24 protein-coding genes are annotated in these 20922 nt (G+C 61.8%); 12 read left to right on the forward strand and 12 right to left on the reverse strand.

Annotated features, from left to right (window positions below; genetic code table 11):
• Positions 1 to 14: 14 nt before the first annotated feature.
• Together AC6GQJ_RS15115 and AC6GQJ_RS15120 are read left to right on the forward strand one after the other, a co-directional pair.
• Positions 15 to 797, forward strand: coding sequence for an alpha/beta hydrolase (locus AC6GQJ_RS15115; protein WP_500769714.1), 783 nt, complete (start codon positions 15 to 17; stop codon positions 795 to 797).
• The gene (locus AC6GQJ_RS15120; protein WP_500773943.1) at positions 787 to 1929 is read left to right on the forward strand and encodes an alpha-D-ribose 1-methylphosphonate 5-triphosphate diphosphatase; all 1143 of its coding nucleotides are present in this window, start codon (positions 787 to 789) and stop codon (positions 1927 to 1929) included. Before AC6GQJ_RS15115 ends, AC6GQJ_RS15120 begins: the two co-directional genes overlap by 11 nt.
• A gap of 33 nt (positions 1930 to 1962) precedes the next feature.
• Here AC6GQJ_RS15120 and AC6GQJ_RS15125 read toward each other — a convergent pair whose 3' ends face one another.
• The 3 genes from AC6GQJ_RS15125 to AC6GQJ_RS15135 all read right to left on the reverse strand — a co-directional run bounded on the left by AC6GQJ_RS15125 (position 1963) and on the right by AC6GQJ_RS15135 (position 3856).
• Positions 1963 to 3030 carry a 5-(carboxyamino)imidazole ribonucleotide synthase gene (locus AC6GQJ_RS15125; protein ID WP_500769716.1) on the reverse strand — a complete coding sequence of 356 codons (1068 nt, stop codon included), beginning with the start codon at positions 3028 to 3030 and terminating at the stop codon, positions 1963 to 1965.
• Complete coding sequence (gene purE / locus AC6GQJ_RS15130; RefSeq protein WP_500769718.1) at positions 3023 to 3517, reverse strand: 5-(carboxyamino)imidazole ribonucleotide mutase; 495 nt, start codon at positions 3515 to 3517, stop codon at positions 3023 to 3025. Before purE ends, AC6GQJ_RS15125 begins: the two co-directional genes overlap by 8 nt.
• 114 nt (positions 3518 to 3631) lie before the next feature.
• On the reverse strand, positions 3632 to 3856 hold the full coding sequence (locus AC6GQJ_RS15135; RefSeq protein WP_500769720.1) for a YdcH family protein: 225 nt from the start codon (positions 3854 to 3856) through the stop codon (positions 3632 to 3634).
• Between the two features lie 160 nt (positions 3857 to 4016).
• On the opposite strand from AC6GQJ_RS15135, the gene AC6GQJ_RS15140 reads away from it, so the two are divergent.
• The 4 genes from AC6GQJ_RS15140 to AC6GQJ_RS15155 are packed head-to-tail and all read left to right on the forward strand — an operon-like array spanning position 4017 to position 6603.
• Positions 4017 to 4427 carry an Hsp20 family protein gene (locus AC6GQJ_RS15140; RefSeq protein ID WP_500769722.1) on the forward strand — a complete coding sequence of 137 codons (411 nt, stop codon included), beginning with the start codon at positions 4017 to 4019 and terminating at the stop codon, positions 4425 to 4427.
• Positions 4428 to 4430: 3 nt separating this feature from the next.
• Positions 4431 to 4655, forward strand: coding sequence for a DUF1150 family protein (locus AC6GQJ_RS15145; protein ID WP_500769724.1), 225 nt, complete (start codon positions 4431 to 4433; stop codon positions 4653 to 4655).
• 23 nt (positions 4656 to 4678) lie between these two features.
• On the forward strand, positions 4679 to 5737 hold the full coding sequence (locus AC6GQJ_RS15150) for a hypothetical protein (RefSeq protein ID WP_500769726.1): 1059 nt from the start codon (positions 4679 to 4681) through the stop codon (positions 5735 to 5737).
• Entirely contained in the window at positions 5737 to 6603 is an 867-nt protein-coding gene (locus tag AC6GQJ_RS15155; protein WP_500769728.1) for a PhzF family phenazine biosynthesis protein, read from the forward strand. The genes AC6GQJ_RS15150 and AC6GQJ_RS15155 overlap by 1 nt, the downstream gene beginning before the upstream one ends.
• A gap of 2 nt (positions 6604 to 6605) precedes the next feature.
• Here AC6GQJ_RS15155 and AC6GQJ_RS15160 read toward each other — a convergent pair whose 3' ends face one another.
• The 4 genes from AC6GQJ_RS15160 to trxB form a co-directional block, all read right to left on the reverse strand.
• Positions 6606 to 7421 carry a hypothetical protein gene (locus AC6GQJ_RS15160; RefSeq protein ID WP_500769730.1) on the reverse strand — a complete coding sequence of 272 codons (816 nt, stop codon included), beginning with the start codon at positions 7419 to 7421 and terminating at the stop codon, positions 6606 to 6608.
• A 335-nt stretch (positions 7422 to 7756) separates the two neighbouring features.
• The gene (locus tag AC6GQJ_RS15165) at positions 7757 to 9835 is read right to left on the reverse strand and encodes a bifunctional sulfate adenylyltransferase/adenylylsulfate kinase (protein WP_500769732.1); all 2079 of its coding nucleotides are present in this window, start codon (positions 9833 to 9835) and stop codon (positions 7757 to 7759) included.
• A gap of 150 nt (positions 9836 to 9985) precedes the next feature.
• The gene (locus AC6GQJ_RS15170) at positions 9986 to 11665 is read right to left on the reverse strand and encodes an adenylate/guanylate cyclase domain-containing protein (protein WP_500769734.1); all 1680 of its coding nucleotides are present in this window, start codon (positions 11663 to 11665) and stop codon (positions 9986 to 9988) included.
• Positions 11666 to 11808: 143 nt separating this feature from the next.
• Positions 11809 to 12804 (reverse strand): thioredoxin-disulfide reductase, encoded by a 996-nt coding sequence (gene trxB / locus AC6GQJ_RS15175; RefSeq protein WP_500769736.1) that lies wholly within the window; start codon positions 12802 to 12804, stop codon positions 11809 to 11811.
• A 198-nt stretch (positions 12805 to 13002) separates the two neighbouring features.
• On the opposite strand from trxB, the gene AC6GQJ_RS15180 reads away from it, so the two are divergent.
• On the forward strand, positions 13003 to 13503 hold the full coding sequence (locus AC6GQJ_RS15180) for an Lrp/AsnC family transcriptional regulator (protein WP_500769738.1): 501 nt from the start codon (positions 13003 to 13005) through the stop codon (positions 13501 to 13503).
• Between the two features lie 18 nt (positions 13504 to 13521).
• Here AC6GQJ_RS15180 and AC6GQJ_RS15185 read toward each other — a convergent pair whose 3' ends face one another.
• The 5 genes from AC6GQJ_RS15185 to lgt form a co-directional block, all read right to left on the reverse strand.
• Positions 13522 to 14241: a Hint domain-containing protein gene (locus tag AC6GQJ_RS15185; protein WP_500769739.1), complete on the reverse strand. Its 720-nt coding sequence runs from the start codon at positions 14239 to 14241 to the stop codon at positions 13522 to 13524.
• A 242-nt stretch (positions 14242 to 14483) separates the two neighbouring features.
• Positions 14484 to 14627, reverse strand: coding sequence for a hypothetical protein (locus AC6GQJ_RS15190; protein WP_500769741.1), 144 nt, complete (start codon positions 14625 to 14627; stop codon positions 14484 to 14486).
• A 253-nt stretch (positions 14628 to 14880) separates the two neighbouring features.
• Positions 14881 to 15636: a peptidoglycan editing factor PgeF gene (pgeF, locus tag AC6GQJ_RS15195; RefSeq protein ID WP_500769743.1), complete on the reverse strand. Its 756-nt coding sequence runs from the start codon at positions 15634 to 15636 to the stop codon at positions 14881 to 14883.
• On the reverse strand, positions 15633 to 16694 hold the full coding sequence (locus tag AC6GQJ_RS15200) for a class I SAM-dependent methyltransferase (protein WP_500769745.1): 1062 nt from the start codon (positions 16692 to 16694) through the stop codon (positions 15633 to 15635). The genes pgeF and AC6GQJ_RS15200 overlap by 4 nt, the downstream gene beginning before the upstream one ends.
• The gene (lgt, locus tag AC6GQJ_RS15205) at positions 16691 to 17587 is read right to left on the reverse strand and encodes a prolipoprotein diacylglyceryl transferase (protein WP_500769747.1); all 897 of its coding nucleotides are present in this window, start codon (positions 17585 to 17587) and stop codon (positions 16691 to 16693) included. The genes AC6GQJ_RS15200 and lgt overlap by 4 nt, the downstream gene beginning before the upstream one ends.
• A 95-nt stretch (positions 17588 to 17682) precedes the next feature.
• On the opposite strand from lgt, the gene AC6GQJ_RS15210 reads away from it, so the two are divergent.
• From AC6GQJ_RS15210 to AC6GQJ_RS15230, 5 genes are all read left to right on the forward strand, one after another.
• The gene (locus AC6GQJ_RS15210; RefSeq protein ID WP_500769749.1) at positions 17683 to 17919 is read left to right on the forward strand and encodes an accessory factor UbiK family protein; all 237 of its coding nucleotides are present in this window, start codon (positions 17683 to 17685) and stop codon (positions 17917 to 17919) included.
• A 374-nt stretch (positions 17920 to 18293) separates the two neighbouring features.
• Complete coding sequence (locus AC6GQJ_RS15215) at positions 18294 to 18794, forward strand: type III secretion system chaperone family protein (protein WP_500769751.1); 501 nt, start codon at positions 18294 to 18296, stop codon at positions 18792 to 18794.
• 30 nt (positions 18795 to 18824) lie between these two features.
• On the forward strand, positions 18825 to 19637 hold the full coding sequence (gene proC, locus AC6GQJ_RS15220; protein WP_500769753.1) for a pyrroline-5-carboxylate reductase: 813 nt from the start codon (positions 18825 to 18827) through the stop codon (positions 19635 to 19637).
• Complete coding sequence (locus AC6GQJ_RS15225) at positions 19630 to 19968, forward strand: tRNA-binding protein (RefSeq protein ID WP_500769755.1); 339 nt, start codon at positions 19630 to 19632, stop codon at positions 19966 to 19968. The genes proC and AC6GQJ_RS15225 overlap by 8 nt, the downstream gene beginning before the upstream one ends.
• Positions 19965 to 20921, forward strand: a complete 957-nt coding sequence (locus AC6GQJ_RS15230; protein ID WP_500769757.1) for a 2-hydroxyacid dehydrogenase — start codon at positions 19965 to 19967, stop codon at positions 20919 to 20921. Before AC6GQJ_RS15225 ends, AC6GQJ_RS15230 begins: the two co-directional genes overlap by 4 nt.
• Position 20922 lies beyond the last annotated feature (1 nt).

Genomic DNA, 20922 nt, shown 5'->3' on the forward strand with positions numbered 1-20922 from the left:
CTATCTCACGGTATATGAAACGGATTGTCACCCTCTTTGCCCTTGTGGCGGCGACGGCCTTGCCCCGCGTGGCGCAGGCCGACTGCGTGGTGCTGTTGCACGGGCTGGCGCGGTCCGAAACATCGCTGCTGGTGATGGAAGGCGCGCTGCGCGCCGAAGGCTATACCGTGGTGCGGCCCGGCTATCCGTCGACCACCGAAACGGTACAAACCCTCGCCTCCGAAGTGATGCCCCCCGCCATTGCGGAATGCGGGGACGAGACGCTGCATTTCGTGACCCATTCGATGGGCGGTATTCTGGTGCGCTACTGGCTTGCGACACAGCCGCGTCCCGACAACCTTGGGCGTGTGGTGATGCTTGCCCCGCCCAACCGTGGCAGCGAAGTGGTGGATGAATTGGGCGACATCGCCGCCTTTGGCTGGTTCAACGGTCCTGCGGGCGCGCAACTGGGAACGGGGGCGGACAACCTGCCGCACAGTTTGCCAGCAGTGGATTATCCGGTCGGCATCATTGCGGGCAACCAGTCGCTGAACCCCTATTTCTCGTCCCTGTTGCCCGGGCCGGATGATGGCAAGGTGGCGGTGATCTCGACCCTCGTAGCGGGGCAGACCGATCATATCGTGATGCCCGTCACCCACACGTTCATGATGAACAACCCCAACGTCATCACCCAGACGATCACCTTCCTGCGCAGTGGGTCATTCGACCGTGAACTTGGCTGGGTGGAAGAGGTGCTGGAACAGTTGGGATGTCCCGAAGGCGCCTGTCTGGTTGGAGCGAACAGTGCTGAAGATTGACCTTGTCGGAGCGGAAACCCTCCATCCCCATGGCCTGTCCGATGCGCCCCTGTCGCTGGACGGTGGGCTGATCGCGGACGCCCCAGTAGGGCGGGCGGTGGACCTGAGCGGGTATCGCGTCTTGCCAGGCATCGTCGATGTGCATGGGGACGGGTTTGAACGTCATGTGGCCCCGCGCCGTGGCGCGATGAAGCAGATGGCCGAAGGGTTGATCGCGGTTGAGGCCGAACTGGCCGCCAACGGAATCACCACCGGCGTTCTGGCCCAGTTCGTCAGTTGGGAAGGCGGATTGCGCAGCCTTGAGTTTGCCGATCAGGTCTTTTCCACCCTGCGCGATGTGGGGCCGACCATGGTTACTGATCTGCGCCCGCAACTGCGGTTCGAGGTCAGCCTGATCGACCTCTATGCCGAACTGCCCGCCCGCGTGGCGGAATGGGGCGTTGAATATGTGGTGTTCAATGATCACCTGCCGCACGACCGTCTGGCCGAGGGGCGCAAGCCGCCGCGCCTGACGGGCCAAGCGCTGAAGGCGGGGCGTAACCCTGACGCACATTTCCAGATGCTGCTCGACCTGCACGCCAATGTCGCGCAGGCGCAGGATTTGCTGGGACCGCTGTGCGCAACACTTCGGTCGGCGGGCGTGCAGTTGGGCAGCCATGATGACAACACTGCCGAAGGGCGCGCCACATGGGCCGCACGCGGGGCAGACGTGGCCGAGTTCCCCGAAACGCAGGACGCCGCCGAGGCCGCCCGCGCCGCAGGCCATCACATCGTTCTGGGTGCGCCCAATCTGGTGCGCGGCGGGTCGCACAAGGGCAATGTTTCGGCACTTGATCTGGTCAGCATGGGACTGGCGGATGCGCTGGCCTCTGACTACCACTACCCCAGCCCGCGCCGCGCGGCGCTGTCCCTCGTGCGCTCTGGCGTGCTGGAACTGGCCGAGGCATGGGCGCTGGTATCCGCTGGCCCTGCCGCCGTCTTGGGATTGACGGATCGCGGCGATCTTGGCGTAGGCAAGCGCGCCGATCTGGTGGTGCTGGATGCGCAGGACCGCGTCGCCGCCACCATTTCGGCCGGGCGGGTGTCGTTCATGTCCGGCGATGTGGCCGAGCGGTTTGTCGCTGCGGCGTAAGGGGTTCCGAACGCCGCAGTTAAGGGGCGTGGCCTAGGTCGTGATGCGGTTCACATGGCCCATCTTGCGACCGGCGCGTGCTTCGACCTTGCCATAAAGGTGCAGGGCGGTTGACGGCTCGCGGGCCAGATCAGGCACACGGTCCACATCATCGCCGATCAGGTTTTCCATCACCACATCGCTGTGACGTTTGCCGTCGCCCAAAGGCCAGCCCGCGATGGCGCGGATGTGCTGTTCGAACTGGTCCACGGCACAGCCGTTCTGCGTCCAGTGGCCCGAATTATGCACACGTGGCGCGATTTCGTTCACCACGAGGCCCGCAGGGGTTACGAACAGCTCAACCCCCATGACGCCGACATAATCCAGCGCGTTCAGAATGTTGGCCGCGATCAGAATCGCATCGGTGCGCTGCGACGCGCTGAGGCGGGCAGGGATGGTGGTGGTGTGCAGGATGCCATCCTTGTGCACATTCTCGCCCGGATCAAAACAGGCGACGGCCCCGTCCAGACCGCGTGCGGCGATGACGGAAACCTCGTGGCTGAAATCGACAAACCCTTCGAGGATCGCGGGCGCGCCTGCCATGTCTGCGGCGGTGGCTTCGGCATCCGCGGGCGCGGTGATGCGCACCTGTCCCTTGCCGTCATAGCCAAAGCGGCGGGTTTTCAGGATCGCAGGCACGCCGATATCGGCAAGGGCAACGCTAAGCGCTGCCGCATCAGGCACATCCGCATAGGGCGCGGTGCGCAGACCCAGTTGCGACAGGTAGTCCTTTTCGACCAGACGGTCCTGACTGACGCGCAGCGCCTCGCGCGAGGGGCGGATGGGCGCGTGTTCTTCCAGCGTGTCGAGCGACAGGGTCGGGATATTCTCGAACTCGTAGGTGATGACATCGACGGTGCTGGCAAAAGCGAACAGGGCGTCGCTGTCCTCGTAAGGGGCGGTCGTCACCAGATGCGCCACATCACCCGCAGGCGGGTTGGGCGCAGGGTCATAGACGTGGGTGCGAAAGCCGAGGCGGCTGGCCGCGACGCTGAGCATGCGGCCAAGCTGGCCACCGCCAAGGATGCCGATGGTTGCGCCTTGGGGCAGGGGGTCAGTCATCTTGCGGAACCTCTGGGATGGAATCGGACAGGGCGTCGCGCCATGCGTCCAGCCGCTCTGCCAATGCAGGATCGGACAGGGCGAGGATACCGGCGGCCATCAGGCCCGCGTTCGCCGCCCCCGCCGCGCCAATGGCCATGGTCGCAACCGGAAAGCCGCGCGGCATCTGCACGATGGAATACAGGGAATCAACACCGGACAGCGCCTTGGTCTGGACCGGAACGCCCACCACCGGCACCCGCGTCTTGGACGCCATCATGCCCGGCAGGTGCGCGGCACCACCTGCGCCTGCGATGATGACCTGCAAGCCGCGATCGGCTGCTGTCTTGCCATAATCCCACAGGCGGTCCGGCGTGCGGTGGGCGGACACGATCCGCGCCTCGTAGGCGATGCCCAGCTCGTCCAGAATATCGGCTGCTTGCCGCATTGTGGGCCAGTCCGATTGGCTGCCCATGATGATGCCCACAGGGGGGGAGGTGTCTGTCATGTGATGTGCCCCGTCACGCACAAAGCGCGCATTGTAGTCGTGGTGAAAGCGCGCACTATAGACGGATCATGCGGGCAGGCAATGGCCGCGGACCGGATGCGCAAAAAGTGGAAATCAGGCAATGATATCAGGGGTCAAACGATCCTCGATATTCGCGATGCGGTCCTTGAGTTGCAGTTTTTTCTTCTTCAGGCGCTGGATGGTCAACTGGTCGGCTGTGCCGATCTCTTGCAGGGCGCGAATAGCGGCGTCCAGATCGCGATGCTCGGCGCGGAACACCTCAAGCTCGTAAGCCAGCACATCGTCGGATTTCATCGACATATCCGATGGAGCGTTCATGTGAGTGATTCCATGCAGTTGCAGAATTCTCAATATAATCGGCGGGCCGCGATACGCCTACCCCTTGTTCGACGCGGATATTCTGCCCATATTCATGTCATCCGCTGCCGATGACGGGGTGGATTCCTGACTGTCGCTTGATCTTAAAAGGACGTGTCGCATGACGAAGATGACTTTGGCCTCTTATCCCCACATGCTGGGATTCGAGCAACTGGAACGGCTGCTGGAACGCACTGCCAAGGGTAGCGAAGGCTATCCGCCGTTCAATATCGAACAGACCTCTGACTATTCCTACCGTATCACTTTGGCCGTGGCCGGATTTGGCGAGGACGATCTTTCCATCACGGTCGAAGACCGCCAGTTGGTGATCCGTGGCCGCCAGACCGAAGACACCGAAGGGCGCATATTTTTGCATCGCGGTATTGCCGCGCGCCAGTTTCAACGCAGTTTTGTATTGGCAGAAGGCGTGGACGTCGGCGAAGCTGTTATGGAAAACGGCCTGCTACATGTCGATCTGACGCGCAGCAAACCCGAGACGATCGTTCAGACCATCAACATACGGAAAGGATAAGTGATGAACAAAGCCTTTGATTTGAATGCCGATGTGGGTCGCATGGTCTATGTGAAATCGGTGGCCGTGACCGACCTGCCCCGTGAAGTGCGCGATCAGGCGGACGGGCTGGAACAGCTGTTTGCCGTGCACGATGCCGAAGGACAGCAATTGGCCCTCGTGGCGGATCGCAAGCTGGCCTTTGCGCTGGCGGTACAGAACGACTACGCGCCGCAACCGCTTCACTGATGCGATTATGGCCAGCGGCAGGGATGTTGCTGGCCTTACTGGTCGGTCCTGCCTGTGCGCAGGGCTATGTGCCATGTGTGACGTCGCAATTGGCCCATATGGGTCACAGCGTCGATGCCGACCCCACCGTGATCGGACCGCGCACGGCCAAGGCCGCAGCGGCGATCACGCGGGATGATTTACCCGAACTGACGCTCCATAGTGCTGCGATCTGGTGCAAGGAACTCGGCCTGTCCGATGCATCGCTCGCGGCCTTCTGGCCATCGCGGCGCCCGGATTTGATCGTTGTGCCACCGACCCTTAGTGCCGGTGGTCTGGAAACGATTATGCGGCAGGGGGTGGCCGAGAGCCGCGCTTATTTCGCCAGCCTTTACGGCCAGCATCTTGTCGGATCATTCAGTTTCATCGCGGGGCAAAACGCGCAAGACCTGCACGACGCTGCCAAAGGTCTGCGCGCCCCTGCGGCTGTTCTGGCTGCGCTCCGCACAACGCCCTGCGGTAGTGAGACCAATCCACGCGCCGTCGCCTTCCGTGATTTTGCCGTGTTTTGCGCTGCGCCACCTGCGGCCTATGACGCCGCATGGGGGGAACAGAACCAAACATGGTGGACCCGCATCATCGCGCACGAGTTTGTGCATGGTCTTCAGGGCGAACTCGCCGGGGTGCATGCGCGCCCCGTCTTGCCCTCGGGCGAACGTACGCTCGGCCCCAAATGGCTGATTGAGGGTGCGGCAGAGGTGTTCGAGGAGGAGTTCTTTGCCACCCGCTCACGATTCACCGAACGTTCGGTCGGCACGCACAGGCGGGTGGTGAAACAGGACGCCATCCCTTTGGCCAGCCTGCGCGCACGGGTCCGCAGTACCGCAGATTATGACGTCGGGCAATACGCCGCCGATCTTCTGGGGGCGCGCTTTGGTCGGGCGGCGCTGTTCGAGTATTTTGCGGCCCTGCGCACGGCGGACAGTTGGACCTTTGCATTCGAGGCGACATTTGGCATGCCTTTGGCCGAATTCGAGGCCATGTTCGAAGTGATGCGTGATGATCTGGTGGCCGCATACAGGTTTGCAGAGGGAGAGAGTTGATGTTTGACGTCGATTGGGTTGATGCGTTTTCGGATCGGGCATTCGGGGGCAATGGTTGTGCCGTGGTGCATGGCGGCGCGGGGCTGGACGACGCAACCTGCATGGCTTTCGTGCGCGAAACCTCCCTTGTGGAATGCACGTTCACGGGGCCGTCCGATGTTGCCGATATCCGCGTGCGATACTTCCTTGCCAGCCGTGAAATCCCCTTTGCGGGCCACCCGACGGTGGCCACGGTGGCGGCGATGCGCCATCGCGGGGTGATCGCGGACGGGGTGTTGCGGCTGGAAACTGGCGCGGGCATCGTGTCGGTCGTGGTGGTGGGCAATTCCGTGACGATGACCCAGATCGCACCCACCTTCGGCGCGCATGTGCCGGCCGAGGTTGTCGCCGCCGTTGGCGGGATCGACGCGCAGGATATCGTGCACCCGCCGCGCATTGTGTCGATCGGATTGCCCTTCTGCATCGCAGTGGTCAAAGACCGTGCCACGCTTGAGGCGGTGCGGTTCGATTCCGAAGGTTTTGACGCCTACCTTGCCCATCTCGGCCTCGATGGGTCGGATATGATGGAGCCGTTCTGGGTCACACTGTCTGGCGCGACCGAACAGGGCGACACGTTCGCACGCCTGCTGCTGGCCCCGCCCAGCCCGCCCGAAGACCCGTTCACAGGGTCGGCCACAGGGGCCATGGCTGCCTATTTGTGGTCCGAAGCGCTGATCCCCGTGCCCGAATTTACCGCCGAACAGGGTCATGGGCTGAACCGTCCGGGGCAGGCGCAGGTGCGCGTACTGGGGGCGCGCGATGCCATCAGCGGTGTCGAGGTCGGCGGGCAGGCCTATGTGTTGATGAGCGGCACGCTGCGGCTTTAACCTTAGAACTGCACGTAATACCCTAGGTTGATGCCATAGTCGGTCGTGCCGTCCGCGACCTCGCCCACATCGAAGTCCATGGTAAAGGTGCCGTTGTCGCCCGTCGTCTCGAAACCCGCCGACAGGCGCGGGGCCAGATTGGTGGTCGTGTTGCCAAGACCGTCATCAAAGCGGTTGAGGTCAAGCGAAACGCCGACATATGGCAACAGCGGGCCCTGGGGCTGGAAATAGACCAATGTTTCGACCTTGAGCGATGTCCCCGAGAGTGTCCGCGCAGGGTTCAGGCCCACGACGGGCTGATCTTCAGAAAAAGCGTTGACGCCGACAAAAGACGCCATCACCACCGATCCGACCTCGTAAACGGCGCCCAGCGTCAGCCCGCCACTGATCCGGTCGTTGGAAAATGATGTGGTGCCAACAGTGTAGTCGGGGTCGGAAAACAGCGCAAAGCCTTGCAAAGACCACGTGTCATTCAACTGTGTCATGAAATACGGACCATAGCTGACACTGTCGGTATCGATTTGCGTCGATAACGTGTCGGTGACGCTGTAGGTGCCATAGGACAAAACAAAGCCGACCCGCGAGGTACCAAAGGCTTTGTCGATGCCAAAGGTCACTACCTGACCGTCGCCATCCAGATCACCGTCAAAGCCGCGCGCCGACGCCGAGGCCCAGCCGCTCCATGGATCAACTGGGGCTGCGCGCTTGCTCGAAAAGGCAAAGGAGGCCCGATTGCGTGCGCGATCAGGGAGGGCGCCGCTGTTTGCGGCATGGGACAGCGCGTCGCTGACCAGATTGTTGGTCGTCGTGGCGGACACAAACGGAAGGTCCGACAGGTCGTTTCCACAGCTGGTAACGCATTGAGCCTGCGCGCGATCAACTGTTGCAACGAGAAGTGTGGCGGCAAAAATGGTTTGAAAAAAGTGTTTTACAAAGCGCTGGGACATTGTTCGACTTTCAATTTGACCTGCTTCATAGCGTAGGACTTGCCAAAGGCCTAAGCAACAATTTTAGATTGAATTCACGGATTGCAGGCTCTGTGTTGCAATTGCAGGACAGGGCCACCGGCGCGATAGAGAAAGGCGCACCAACAGGTGCGCCTTACGGGGTCGTTTCGATGTAAGGCGCACCTGTGGTGCGCCCCGTCGTGCCATTAGTCGGCCGAGATCAGGCCCATGCTTTCCAGCTTGAGCAGCACTTGGTGCGCGCAGTTGTCCACGTCGACATTCTCTGTCTCGACGCTCAGCTCGGGGTTTTGTGGGACGTCATAGGGGTCGGAGATCCCTGTGAATTCCTTGATCTTGCCTTCGCGCGCCAGCTTGTACAGGCCCTTGCGGTCACGGCGTTCGCATTCCTCGATCGAGGTCGCAACGTGCACTTCGACGAAGGCACCGAAATCTTCGATCTCTTCACGCACGGCGCGGCGGGTTGTGGCATAGGGCGCGATGGGCGCACAGATGGCGATGCCGCCGTTCTTGGTGATTTCCGACGCGACATAGCCAATGCGGCGGATGTTCAGATCGCGGTGTTCCTTGCTGAAGCCCAGTTCGGACGACAGGTTCTTACGCACGATGTCACCATCCAGCAGTGTCACGGGACGGCCACCCATTTCCATCAGCTTGACCATAAGGGCGTTGGCGATGGTGGATTTGCCCGAACCGGAGAAACCGGTGAAGAACACGGTAAAGCCCTGCTTGTTGCGCGGCGGCTTGGTGCGGCGCAGTTCGGCAACCACTTCGGGGAAGGAGAACCACTCGGGGATTTCCAGACCTTCGGCCAGACGGCGGCGCAGTTCTGTGCCCGAGATGTTCAGGATGGTGATATCGTCCTTGTCCTTGATCTCGTCCATGGCTTCGTATTGGGCGCGTTCCTGCACCCAGACCATGTGTTTGAAATCGACCATTTCGATGCCCATTTCTTCCTGATGCTCGCGGAACAGATCCTGCGCATCATAGGGGCCATAGAAATCTTCGCCTTGGCTGTTCTTGCCGGGGCCAGCGTGGTCGCGGCCAACGATGAAGTGGGTGCAGCCGTGGTTCTTGCGGATCAGGCCGTGCCAGACCGCCTCGCGCGGGCCCGCCATACGCATGGCAAGGTTCAGCAGCGACATGGAGGTGGTTGCCTGCGGGTACTTGTCGAGCACCGCCTCGTAGCACCGCACGCGGGTGAAGTGATCGACGTCACCGGGTTTGGTCAGGCCCACAACGGGGTGGATCAACAGGTTGGCCTGTGCCTCGCGGGCGGCACGGAACGTCAGTTCCTGATGCGCGCGGTGCAGCGGGTTGCGGGTCTGGAAGGCCACAACCTTGCGCCAGCCCATCTTGCGGAAATAGGCACGCAATTCGTTCGGCGTGTTGCGCTTGGCGCGGAAGTCATAGTGCACAGGCTGCTGGATGCCTGTGACGGGGCCACCGAGGTAGACCGCACCGGCGGTGTTGTGCAGGTAGTTGACCGCGGGGTGGGCGGAATCGTCTGCGCCAAAGACCATCTTGGCCTCGTGCGCCTTGTTCGGCTTCCAGTTGTCGGTGACGGTCATGGTCGCAAGGATCACGCCTTCTTGGTCACGCAGGGCGATGTCCTGACCGACTTCGAGGCTGCTGGCGAATTCTTCGTTCACGTCCAGCGTGATCGGGATCGGCCACAGCGCGCCATCGGCGGTGCGCATGGTGTCCACAACGCTTTCGTAGTCGGCTTGGGTCAGGAAGCCCTTGAGCGGGTTGAAGCCGCCGTTCATCAACAGTTCCAGATCGCAGATCTGGCGCGGTGTCAGATCCCAGCTGACAAGATCGCCCGCTTCGGTTTTCAGTTTCTGCGCGCTGTCATAAGAGACAAAAAGCTCCGGAATAGGGGCGAGGTTATTTTCCATCAATTTGGTCCTGTGGTTGAGAGGATTGAAGCCTGTGGTTGTGCCTGTGAGTTCCGAATAGAGCGCGTCGTATTCCGCAAACTTGCGGGCAAGGAATTGGGTCGTCAGTCGGTTTTTTTCGCCCGCACCACGTGTGGTCAGGGCATAGGAGTATCGTTGCCGTTTGTCCGCGCCGTCATGTGCGCCGACTTTCACAAACCCTGCCGCCGTGGCATCGCGCAATAGCGCATTCAGCCGCCCAAGCGACACACCAACCGCTTGCGCGGTTGCGCGTTGCGACCCGCTTGGGGCAATATCAAGCTGACGCAGCAGCCGGAAAAGCTGATCGTCGCGGTCAGAGCTTGATTTTGATGGTGCGCTGGGCATGTCATCGACTCAGGGTTTGTTCACGCGTGAACGCATGTCACAGAAAGTTTGTTCACCAAAGAACAAACTTGGTCAAATTGTCGATTTTACACAGTGTTGTGATTGCGCAACGCCTATCCCGTGCAGTGCCAAGGGGGCAGGGGGGGCGCGTCAGGGGTAGTCGATCAGCTCACCCAGCCGTGTCGCATCCTTTACTTTCAGGGCGGCCAGCGCCGTGTCGCGTCCGCGCAATTCCATCTGGACCGTGGCGCTGTCATCGACCGTCGCGCCCGCCGCCGACAGCACATCAAGCGAGACGAGCGCCTGCACGCCAAGTTCCTTCGTGCCGCTTTCCAATCTTGATGCGGCATTCACAGTGTCCCCGATCAAGGTGCGGGGCGCGCGCCCTGCGGCACCGATTTCCCCCAGCACCACGGTGCCGAGGTGCACGCCGACGCCAATGGCCACCGGTGGTGCGCCTTCCTCTTCCAGTGCGCGGTTGAAAACCTCCAACGCGTGGCCGATCCCTTCGACGGCGCGCAGCGCGGCGCGGCCTGAACTTTGCGCATCGGCAGTTTCGAACACCGCCATCAGCCCGTCGCCCATATATTTGTCGACTGTGCCGCCCGCGCCCAGAATGGGCGGCACGATCTTGTCAAAGAACCGGTTCAGCAGGAAGACCACGTCATAGGGCAACTGCCCGTCCGTGCGGGCGGTAAAGCCGCGCATGTCCAGAAACAGCACGGCAAGCCGCGCCTCTTTGCCTTGGCTGGCGTGGGCACGGCTGCGTTTGCCATCGGGGGCAAAGACGCGGAACACGCTTACCGGACTGTTGGGGCGCATCTGGCAGGCTAGGCGGGCATTGGGCGGCGCACCTACGGCGGCCAGCGTGCGCCGCTCGGCGTCAGAGGGCGGGGGCAAATCCTCGATCCCCGCCTCGACGATCACGCGGCAGGTGGTGCAGCGCCCGCGCCCGCCACACAGGGCGGTATGCGCCACGCCCGCACTGCGCGAGGTTTCAAGCACAGTCTGGTGACGCGGCGCGCGCACGGTTGGCCCGTCGATATAGGTGACGCGTACCGGCTTGCGCACCGCAGCCCAAAGGCGACGCAGCACAATGACAACCAGCAGCGCCAGAAGGGCCGCGATAATCACTCTGTCGGTCGTTGCATCAATGCGGGCCAGTTGCGCAAATCCGTAGGCATCGGGCCAGCCCCACAGGGTGCGGGCCAGTTCCTTGGCTTCCGGATTGGCAAGGCGCAGGGCCACCATCCGAGCCGAGGTGACATAGCCCAGAAGGGACACAGTGGGCACAAACACGGCAAGGCCCACCATCCACGGCGTGATCTTGCGCCACCACCGCGACAGTCGTAGCCACATATGCACGCCGATACAGCCATGCAGCCACGTCACCAGCAGCAACAGGGGCTGCATCCAGCCATCCTTGCTGCCCCAGATCAGCGAGGTGAGATAGGCCAGCCGCGTGTCCACGTTCTGCGTCTCATGGGCGATGTGGGTATAGATAATGTGGCTCGACAGCATCAGCGGAATGGCCAGACCCATCAGGATCTGCACCCAGTCCACCAGCGGCAGGCGCAGGGTTCGCCGCCGTACTAGCTTGGACAGGGTCAGGACGATATGGGTGCCAAGGGCGAGGGCCAGAAGCAGCTCGGCAGGGCGACTGCGGGTGATGCCAAGGCGGATATCCTGAAACCTGTCGGCAAAGGCGGGCGAGATCAGGACCGACGCGATGTTCAGCAAATGCAGCAGAACATACAGCATCAGGATCAGGCCGGACAGGATGCGCAGCCGTGCACTCCAGCCGCCGCGCCACAGCACATGTGTCGTCATTTGCCTTGCCCCTGTCCGTTTGCGCCACAGTGGCCCGCGACCGGATGGGGGTCAATCACGGCGCGGTTGCGTGCGCCGTGAAATAGTCACCCTGATCCGGTCTGATGTGGGCCGGTACAGGGTAAACAGCCGAGGCGGGGGTTTTATTCGACGACCGCGCCGTATCCCAAAGGTTCGGACACATCCTTGCCCTCATCCAACCCGTGTTCGGCAAGGAAACGTTCAGCCTCTAGTGCGGCCATGCAGCCCATACCGGCCGAAGTGACCGCCTGACGGTATTTGTGGTCGGTCAGATCGCCCGCCGCGAACACGCCCGGAATCGAGGTTTCGGTGCTGTCGGGTTTGGTGACCACATAGCCGCCCATATGCGTATCCAGCACATCCTTGACCAATTCGTTGGCAGGCGCGTGGCCGATTGCAACAAACACGCCCTTGGCAGGGATGTCGGTGATCGCGCCGGTGTCCACATGCTTGACCTTGACCCCTTCGACACCCATCGGGTTGTCCGAGCCATAGACCTCTTCCAGTTGGTGATGCCAAAGGGTTTCGATCTTGGGGTTCTTGAACAGACGGTCTTGCAGGATCTTCTCAGCGCGCAATTCGTCGCGGCGGTGGATCAGCGTGACCTTGGAAGCGAAGTTGGTAAGGAAAAGCGCCTCTTCGACAGCGGTGTTACCGCCCCCGATCACAACGATTTCCTGCCCGCGATAGAAGAACCCGTCGCAGGTGGCGCAGGCCGATACGCCAAAGCCTTTGAATTTCTCTTCCGACGGCAGGCCCAGCCATTTGGCGCGCGCGCCGGTGGCAAGGATAATCGCATCCGCCACATATTCGGTGCCGCTGTCGGATTGTGCGACGAAGGGCCGTTTGGAGAAATCGACCGAACTGATGATGTCGCCGATGATCTCGCAGCCCATCGCCTTGGCGTGTGCCTCCATCCGGACCATCAGGTCAGGGCCTTGCACTTCGGTATCGCCGGGCCAGTTTTCGACTTCGGTTGTGGTGGTCAATTGACCGCCGGGTTCGATGCCTTGCACCAGAATAGGCTCAAGCATGGCGCGGCTGGCATAGACCCCTGCCGTGTATCCCGCTGGGCCGGACCCGATGATCAGAACTTTGGTGCGTCTTGTGTCGGGCATGAAAAGCCTCCTGCGGGGGGTGAAAAGCCTTACCGATATAGACGCGACGGGGCGTGGTTTGAACCCCGATTTTGCGGCTTCACGCGGGGGTGAGAAACACGTGATTTCCGCAGATTTTTACGATTGTTGCGCGAAAGTGAAACAATATTGCGCACGCCTTGGGCTCTGCTATAACATCCGAAAAATAAGGGGATGCAGATGGCCAGTACGCGACTCGATCCAATTGACCGCAAGATTCTAGCTGAATTGCAGGCCGACGGCCGCATGACCAATGTGGAACTCGCCAGCAGGGTCGGCATTTCGGCCCCGCCCTGCCTGCGCCGCGTGCGTGCGCTGGAAGAGGCGGGATATATCCGCGGCTATCATGCCGATGTGGATGCCCATGTGCTGGGCTTTGAGGTACAGGTCTTCGCCAATGTCGGGCTGGCTAGTCAGGCCGAGGCCGATCTGAGCGCCTTTGAAGAGAAATGCCGCGCGTGGCCGTTGGTGCGCGAGTGTCACATGCTGAACGGCGAGGTGGATTTCATCCTCAAATGCGTCGCGCCCGACCTGTCCAGTTTCCAAAGTTTCCTGACCGGCGAGTTGCTGACCACACCCAACGTGGAATCGGTCAAGACATCGCTGGTGATCCGGCAGGCCAAGGATGCCCCTGGCGTGCCGTTTGATGTGCTGGAGGCGCGCCTGTCCAGATCGGCCTGATCGCGAACGGGCGGGCCGTCAGGCGACCATCTCGACCTCTGGCGCGCGCGGATGTGCGAGCGGTCCGAAATCCGAGATGTGCGAGATATGCGGAAACATCGACAGAAACAGATCGCGTTGCGCGTGGGTTGCGTTGCGCGTTCCGGCCATGCCGGGATGGAATGTCTCCATCATCATGCCGCCCACATCGACTGCCGCATGGCGTGACAGCACGATGTGGAACAGGCGCACGGGCGTTGGCGGCGTCACCTCGATCACATTGACGCCGTCCACGAATTCCCGCACCGGCGTCAGCATCGGCGCGCCGTTCGTCGCTCCGCGCAGATGGGGTGGCGTTTGCAGCAGACGTGCGGCAGGTCCGACCGTGACAAAGGACGACGGGCGGCCCTGACCGAAACTGTCGGCCATGATCCGGATCAGCGGCATGCGGCGATTCACGTCCGCAGGCACAAAGCTGGACGATCCGATCCAGATCACTTGCGCGGGTTCGCCAGAAGATGTGTTCACGAAATCACCGGGGATCAGATCCTCGATCGCGATCTGACCGCTGGGGGTGGCTAGGCTGACCCCGCGTGCAAAGGCTGAGAAGGCGGATTCAAACAGCGCCGTCGCAGGCGCCTTGAAGGTCGAGATACTGCGGCTTCCGTCAGCGCGCAGCGAAGCGACGTCAAAAATACGTGCGGCGCGGGCAGAAACGTCATGCGCGCGGGGCATGTGTAGGGCAGCGTTCATTGTCATATGTAACCTCAATCTTTCTGGTCACATCCGTGTCGGCCCCCACCGACGACGACAGATGGGCATTCGCCATGTGTCAAAGTAATGAGGGATAATGTTTAATTCGCCTAAACATTGTCAAGAAAAGGGCGACGTTAAGCACAAAAGGCGCATCAATGATGCGCCTGAAGGGGAAATTGTTGCCGCAGCTTGTCGCCAGCGCGCCATATTTTGATTCGCAGGGCGGGTTGCGCCCTGCGGAATGGTCAGGCCGATTTGCGGGTGTTTTGTGCCGCCTGACGCTTGGCGATGAAAGCCGCGCGCCGCTTGCCCCGTGCCCATGGCAGTTGTGGTGTCGCGTTCGCGTCGGCGGTGGCGATGACGGATTTGATGAAACGGGTCTTGGTCATGGGCGGTGATCCTCTGCTCGGTCTAGGTGGTCGGGTCTGATGCCCGCTTGACCCTAAGATGACCGCCCAATTCGGCAGGTTTTTGGCGCTGTTGCGAAAAGTTTGCCTAAAATGCGCGTGGCTGTTTGCGAAACAAGGCAGGGCGGTCAATGACGCAAACACCATGTTTACAAGGCGCGGTGCAGGCCGACTGGTTCAATTCTGGAAACAATGGGGCAGGTCCGTGACAGGACCCGCCCAGATTTGGCCGTCTTCAAAGCACGATGGCAGAGATCAGCCGCCCGTAATCGGGGTCTTTGGCATGAACCGAGCGGCGGTAGGAAAAGAACCGGTCAGGGTCGGAATAGGTGCAGTGGCGCGTCCATTCGGCCCCGCCGATGCCCGCACTGCGCAACCGCATCAGCCCGTAGCCTGGCAGGTCGAAATGCATCCGGTCACCATCACCCCCCGCGAAGTAGCGGGCGTTCTCGGGGTCTTCATCCATGAAGATGTCAAAAAACTCCGGCCCGACCTCATAGGCGCGCTGGCTGATCGTGGGGCCGATCACTGCGTGGATATTCTCGCGGGTGGCGCCAAGGGCAACCATCGCATCAACGGTTTCTTCCAAGATGCCGGATTGCGCCCCTTTCCAGCCCGCGTGGGCCGCACCGATCACACCTGCCGCGCTGTCCGCGAAAAGAACCGGTTGGCAATCGGCGGTCAGCACCGACAGGGCAACGCCAGGTGTGGCAGTGACCAGCGCATCGGCGCGGGGGCGGTCGGTTTGCGCGCCGTCCACAACGACCACATCCGCCGAATGTATCTGGTGCACTCCCGCAAGGTGGTTGGTCGGCACATCCAGCGCCTGCGCCACGCGGTCACGGTTGATCGCCACAATCTCGGTCTGGTCCGAGCTGCCCGTACCGCAGTTCAGCCCCGAGAATATGCCCGAAGACGCGCCACCTTTGCGCGTGAAAAAGCCATGGCGCACAGGCGCGAGGCTGTCAGCAGTGAGGAGTTCAAGCGTCATGGCTCCAGTCCGGGCGGCGGTGTGGCATTGGCGGGATACAGGCCAAGCACCTTGAACAAGTTTCCCATTTCCTCGGGGTGCGTCAACCGCTGATGTGCTGCGATATGGGCCTTCAACGGTTCGGGCTGCATTTGTGCTGCCAAAGCGCGCGCTCGGTCCGTGATGCCGAGCCGTTCGAGGAAAATTCCCTGAGGGGTAAGGCGGGTATAGCGGGCAGGGGCAGCGGCGCGGGCGAGCGCTTCGAAGTCGACATGGGCGGTCAGATCTGCGGTGCCGGGCGCGTCAAGGGGATCGACGCTGGCGTGGTTGCGCAGCGCCTGTAATGTGTCGCCAAGCGAGCGCCAGTCGCCATAGTCGATCAGCAATGCTGCGCCGCCTTTGTCCGCGATCCGCGCCCCGATATGGGACACGATGGCGGTGGCCGCCGCACACAGTTCAACCAGATCGCCGTCTCTCGTGTCCTCCATCCGGTGATCAAGGGCGGGCTGCGGCCCGACGGGCGACAGGCCAAAGGATAGTTCAGAGCCGTTCAGCCCGACACAGCGTTCGCGCCAGCCCGCACCATCACGCTGGAACTGGCGGATCGGCAGGGCGTCAAAGAACTCGTTCGCCACCAGCCAGAGCGGCCCGTCCGGCAAGGCGTCAATCGTGTCCACCCATGTGACCTCATAGTCGCCAAGGGTTTCACGCTGCTTTTCTTGCAAGATGGGCGATGCCTCAACCAGTGCGATATGCGCAGCGGCGTGAAAGCCTGCGATACCTTTGGTGGCGCGCAGGATGTCGGCCATCAACGTGCCGCGACCGGGGCCGAGTTCGGCCAGAACGAACGGGTCCGGTGCCCCCTGATCCAGCCAGCTTTGCGCAAGGCACAGCCCGATCACCTCACCAAACATCTGGCTGATTTCGGGTGCGGTGATGAAGTCGCCCGCACTGCCGAACGGATCGCGTGAACTGTAATAGCCATGGGTCGGATGCAGCAGCGCCTGCGCCATAAAGTCGGCCACGGTGATGGGACCGGAGGCGGCAATGCGTGCGGCAAGGTCGTCGGCAAGGCTCATGGGGTCAGCACACCGGTGCGGTTGGCGCGGCGGATCAGGTAGACGCCCAGCACGATCATCGGCAAGGACAGCAATTGCCCCATGGTCAGGCCATAGCCGCCAATGTGCCACGCAAGTCCCAGCGGATTGCCGGGTCCGGTGAACTGCGCGTCCGGCTGGCGCACGAATTCAACGGCAAAGCGCGCTGCGCCATAGCCAGCGAGAAAGGTGCCGCAAACCAGTCCGGGGCGCTTGAACGCCCCGCGTCGCCAAACCATCCACAACAGCACGACCAGCAGCACGAAACCTTCAAGGAACGCCTCATACAGTTGAGAGGGATGACGTGCGCAAGCCCCAACGACTTGCGGGCAAAACTGCGCCGCGTTGCCGGGGAACACGACGCCCCAAGGCAGTTCCGTTGGACGGCCCCAAAGCTCGGCATTGATGAAGTTGGCAAAACGGCCCAGCAACAAACCGGGGGGGACACCAAGGGCAATCGCGTCGGCCGCGCTGAGCTGATTGATGCGGTGCCAGCGCGTGTAGATGAACGCCGCCAGAACAACCCCGAGGAAGCCGCCATGAAAGGCCATGCCGCCCTGCCAGATATAAAGGATCGAGACGGGATTGGTCAGGTATTGCGCGGGTTCGTAGAGGATCACATAGCCCAGCCGCCCGCCCAGCAGCACGCCCAGAATGATCCAAGTCAGCATATCCTCGATCTGGGCGGGGGACATGACGGGCGTGTTCGCAGGCCAGAGCCGCGGTGTTTTCACCGTCATCACCACCAGCCGCCAGCCGATGATGATCCCCGCAATATAGGCCAGCGCATACCAGCGCAGGGCAAATTCCATGCCGAAAGCCGAGATCGAAAAAATCTCGGGCGAGATGTCGGGGAAGGGAAGGAATGCGATCATTTGCGAGTCAATGCCTTTGGGAACGGGCGAGGTCAACCTTGCCTTGCGGTGCCGTGGTGCCCATATAAGGCGTAACGCTGAACGGGAGACGACAAATGCAAGCACGCGGCAAAATTTTCGACGATATTTCGCAACTGATGACCAATGCGATGGGCGTCGCCCAAGGTGCCAAGGACGAGGCGGAAACCGCATTGAAGTCGATGATGGACCGCTGGCTGGCGGACCGCGACTTCGTCACCCGCGAGGAATTCGACGCGGTGCGCGCCATGGCGCAGAAGGCCCGCGAAGAGAACGCAGCCCTCAAGGCCCGTCTGGACGCGCTGGAGAAGTAATCCAGCAGAGGCGCTGGCGCGCCACTTCTTTATCTAACGTGAAACGTCACAGGATCGCCCGGGTTTGCCTTGGGCGGTTTTTCTTTGGGCGAGGGAGCCTCCGGCGGGGATTTTTTTAGAACAGAGAAGGGGGAGGGCGCGGTTTTTGGAAATGGGGCATGGATTTTCGTGCTTTGGGCGCTCGATTTTGCGTCTGTTTGCTAGGTTGTCCCCAACTTATTGAGGTTATCCCCAAATAAAGGGTTGCCAGACTGTTGGGGCGCGGTCACCATATATTGTAGAGATACGGGGAAAAGCTCCGATTTCTAGAGCAGGCACCTAGCGCTTGGGGCGCTGCCAGCCCCCATCGCTACCAGCGAACAAGAGGTGGCACCATGGCCCTTTCCGAACAGTTCATCGAAGAAGATATTCACCCTATAGATATCGTCGAGCATTTGGCGGAACATCACGAATGGGATTTTGATCGCATTGCGGATGACCAGATTGCCATGGCGGTCGAAGGGCAGTGGCGCACCTATTCGGTGACACTGGCTTGGTCGGGTTTTGACGAGACCCTGCGCATGGTGTGTACGTTCGAGATGGAGCCGCCGGCGGAAAAGCTGCCTGCGCTGTACGAGTTGTTGAACCTGATCAACGACCAGTGCTGGGCGGGCGCGTTCACCTATTGGGCGGATCAGAAGCTGATGGTTTATCGCTATGGTCTGGTGCTGAGCGGCGGGCAAATGGCCAGCCCCGAGCAGATCGACACGATGATCGGTGCGGCGGTAATGAGTGCCGAGCGCTATTACCCTGCCTTGCAGTTGCTGATCTGGGGTGACCGGACGCCAAAGGATGCGTTGCAAGTCGCCATTGCAGAGGCTTACGGTCGCGCATAACCTGCCCCCCGAACTGGTTTGGGGGCATCTATGAAAGACACACGTATTGCGGCTGGCGGGCTTGTTCTGCTGGGCTGTGGCAAGATGGGGTCCGCGATGTTGGCCGGATGGCTGGGGCGCGGGATGCCTGTGGATCGCGTGTGGGTGATCGACCCCAAGCCGTCCTTGTGGGTGCGTGGCACCGGTGTGCGGATCAACGAGGAATTGCCTGACGCACCTGCTGTGGTGCTGGTTGCGGTCAAGCCGCAGATGATGGGCGACGCCTTACCTGCCATCACGGCCTTTGCGGGGGGCGAGACGGTGTTCGTCTCGGTCGCGGCGGGCACGTCGTTGGCCACGTTCGAGGCGGCATTCGGGGAACAGACGCCGATTGTGCGCGCCATGCCCAACACGCCCGCCGCTGTCGGTCAGGGCATCACCGCCATTTGCGCCAATGCTGCTGGCGAAGCCGCTTTGGATGAGGCGGCGGAATTGCTGTCTGCCGTCGGCGACGTCGTCCGGTTGGAGAGTGAGGCGCAGATGGATGCGGTCACGGGCGTTAGCGGATCCGGTCCGGCCTATGTGTTCCACATGATCGAGACATTGGCCGCAGGCGGTGTTGCCCAAGGCTTGCCGCCTGAGATGGCGATGCAACTGGCCAAGGCAACTGTGGCGGGGGCAGGGGCGCTGGCCATGCAGGCCGAGGAAACGCCGACAGAATTGCGCGTGAACGTGACCAGCCCGAATGGCACCACGCAGGCCGCGCTGGAGGTTTTGATGGATGAAGCGAACGGGTTTCCGTCACTGCTGCCCCGTGCGGTGGCGGCAGCGGCGGACCGTTCCAAGGAGTTGGCCCGTGGCTGAGATAGATTTTGACGATTTTCTGAAGGTGGATGTGCGGGTGGGCCGCGTGGTGCGGGCCGAACCGTTCCCCGAGGCGCGCAAACCCGCGATCAAGATGTGGGTCGATTTCGGCCCCGAGATCGGCGAGCGCAAGACCTCGGCCCAAGTTACGGTGCATTACGATGCAGACAGCCTTGTGGGGCGGCAGGTCATGGCCGTTGTGAACTTTCCACCGCGCCAGATCGGGCCCTTCATGTCCGAGGTTCTGGTCCTCGGCTTTCCCGATGAGGACGGTGCGGTTGTGCTGGCCACACCGGACAAGGATGTGCCGACGGGGGGGCGTTTGCATTGACCAAGCTTTGGATCACCCGCCCGCTGCCCGAGGCCGTTATCGAGGCCGCGCGCAAGATTACGCCGGACATTGATGTGCGGAGCGACACCAGCCCACTGAGTGATGCGGAACTGCGCAGGGCGCTGCGCGATTATGACGTCGTTCTGCCCACTCTGGGCGACCGTTTTTCGGCGCAGGTGTTCGAGGATGTGGGCACGCCGCGTTGCAAATTGCTGGCCAATTTCGGGGTCGGGTATAACCATATCGACGTGACAGCGGCCAAGGCGGCCGGCGTCGCTGTGACCAACACGCCCGGCGCTGTGACGGATGCAACGGCAGATATTGCGGTGATGCTGATGCTTATGTCGGCGCGCCGTGCGGGCGAGGGCGAGCGGCTGGTGCGATCGGGCACATGGGCGGGCTGGCATCCCACACAGATGCTGGGCCTGCACATGAGCGGCAAGAAGGTCGGTATTCTGGGCATGGGCCGTATCGGGCAGGCCATCGCGCAACGCTGCCATTTCGGGTTTGGTATGGACGTGTCCTATGTCAACCGGTCGGCCAAGACGCTGTCCTTTCCGGCGACGCGGGTGGAAACGCCTGTCGCTTTGGCGGGCAGCGTGGATTTTCTGGTTGCCGCCGTTCCGGGTGGGGCAGAGACGCGGCATCTGATCGGCACGGATGTGCTGGCCGCGATGGGGCCGCAGGCGCATCTGGTCAACATCTCGCGCGGGGATGTGGTGGATGAAACGGCGCTGATCGCCGCACTAGAGGGCGGGCAGATCGGCGGCGCAGGGCTGGACGTCTATGAGGGCGAACCGGATGTGCCGGAGGCGTTGCGCGCCTTGGACAGTGTTACGCTGTTGCCGCATCTTGGCACCGCCGCGCTGGAAGTGCGGGTGGATATGGGCCTGATGGCGGTGGCGAATGTGGCGGCCTTCTGTGCAGGGCGCGCCTTGGAAAATCCGGTTTAAC

This window comes from Tateyamaria sp. 7Alg 36, assembly GCF_059882455.1.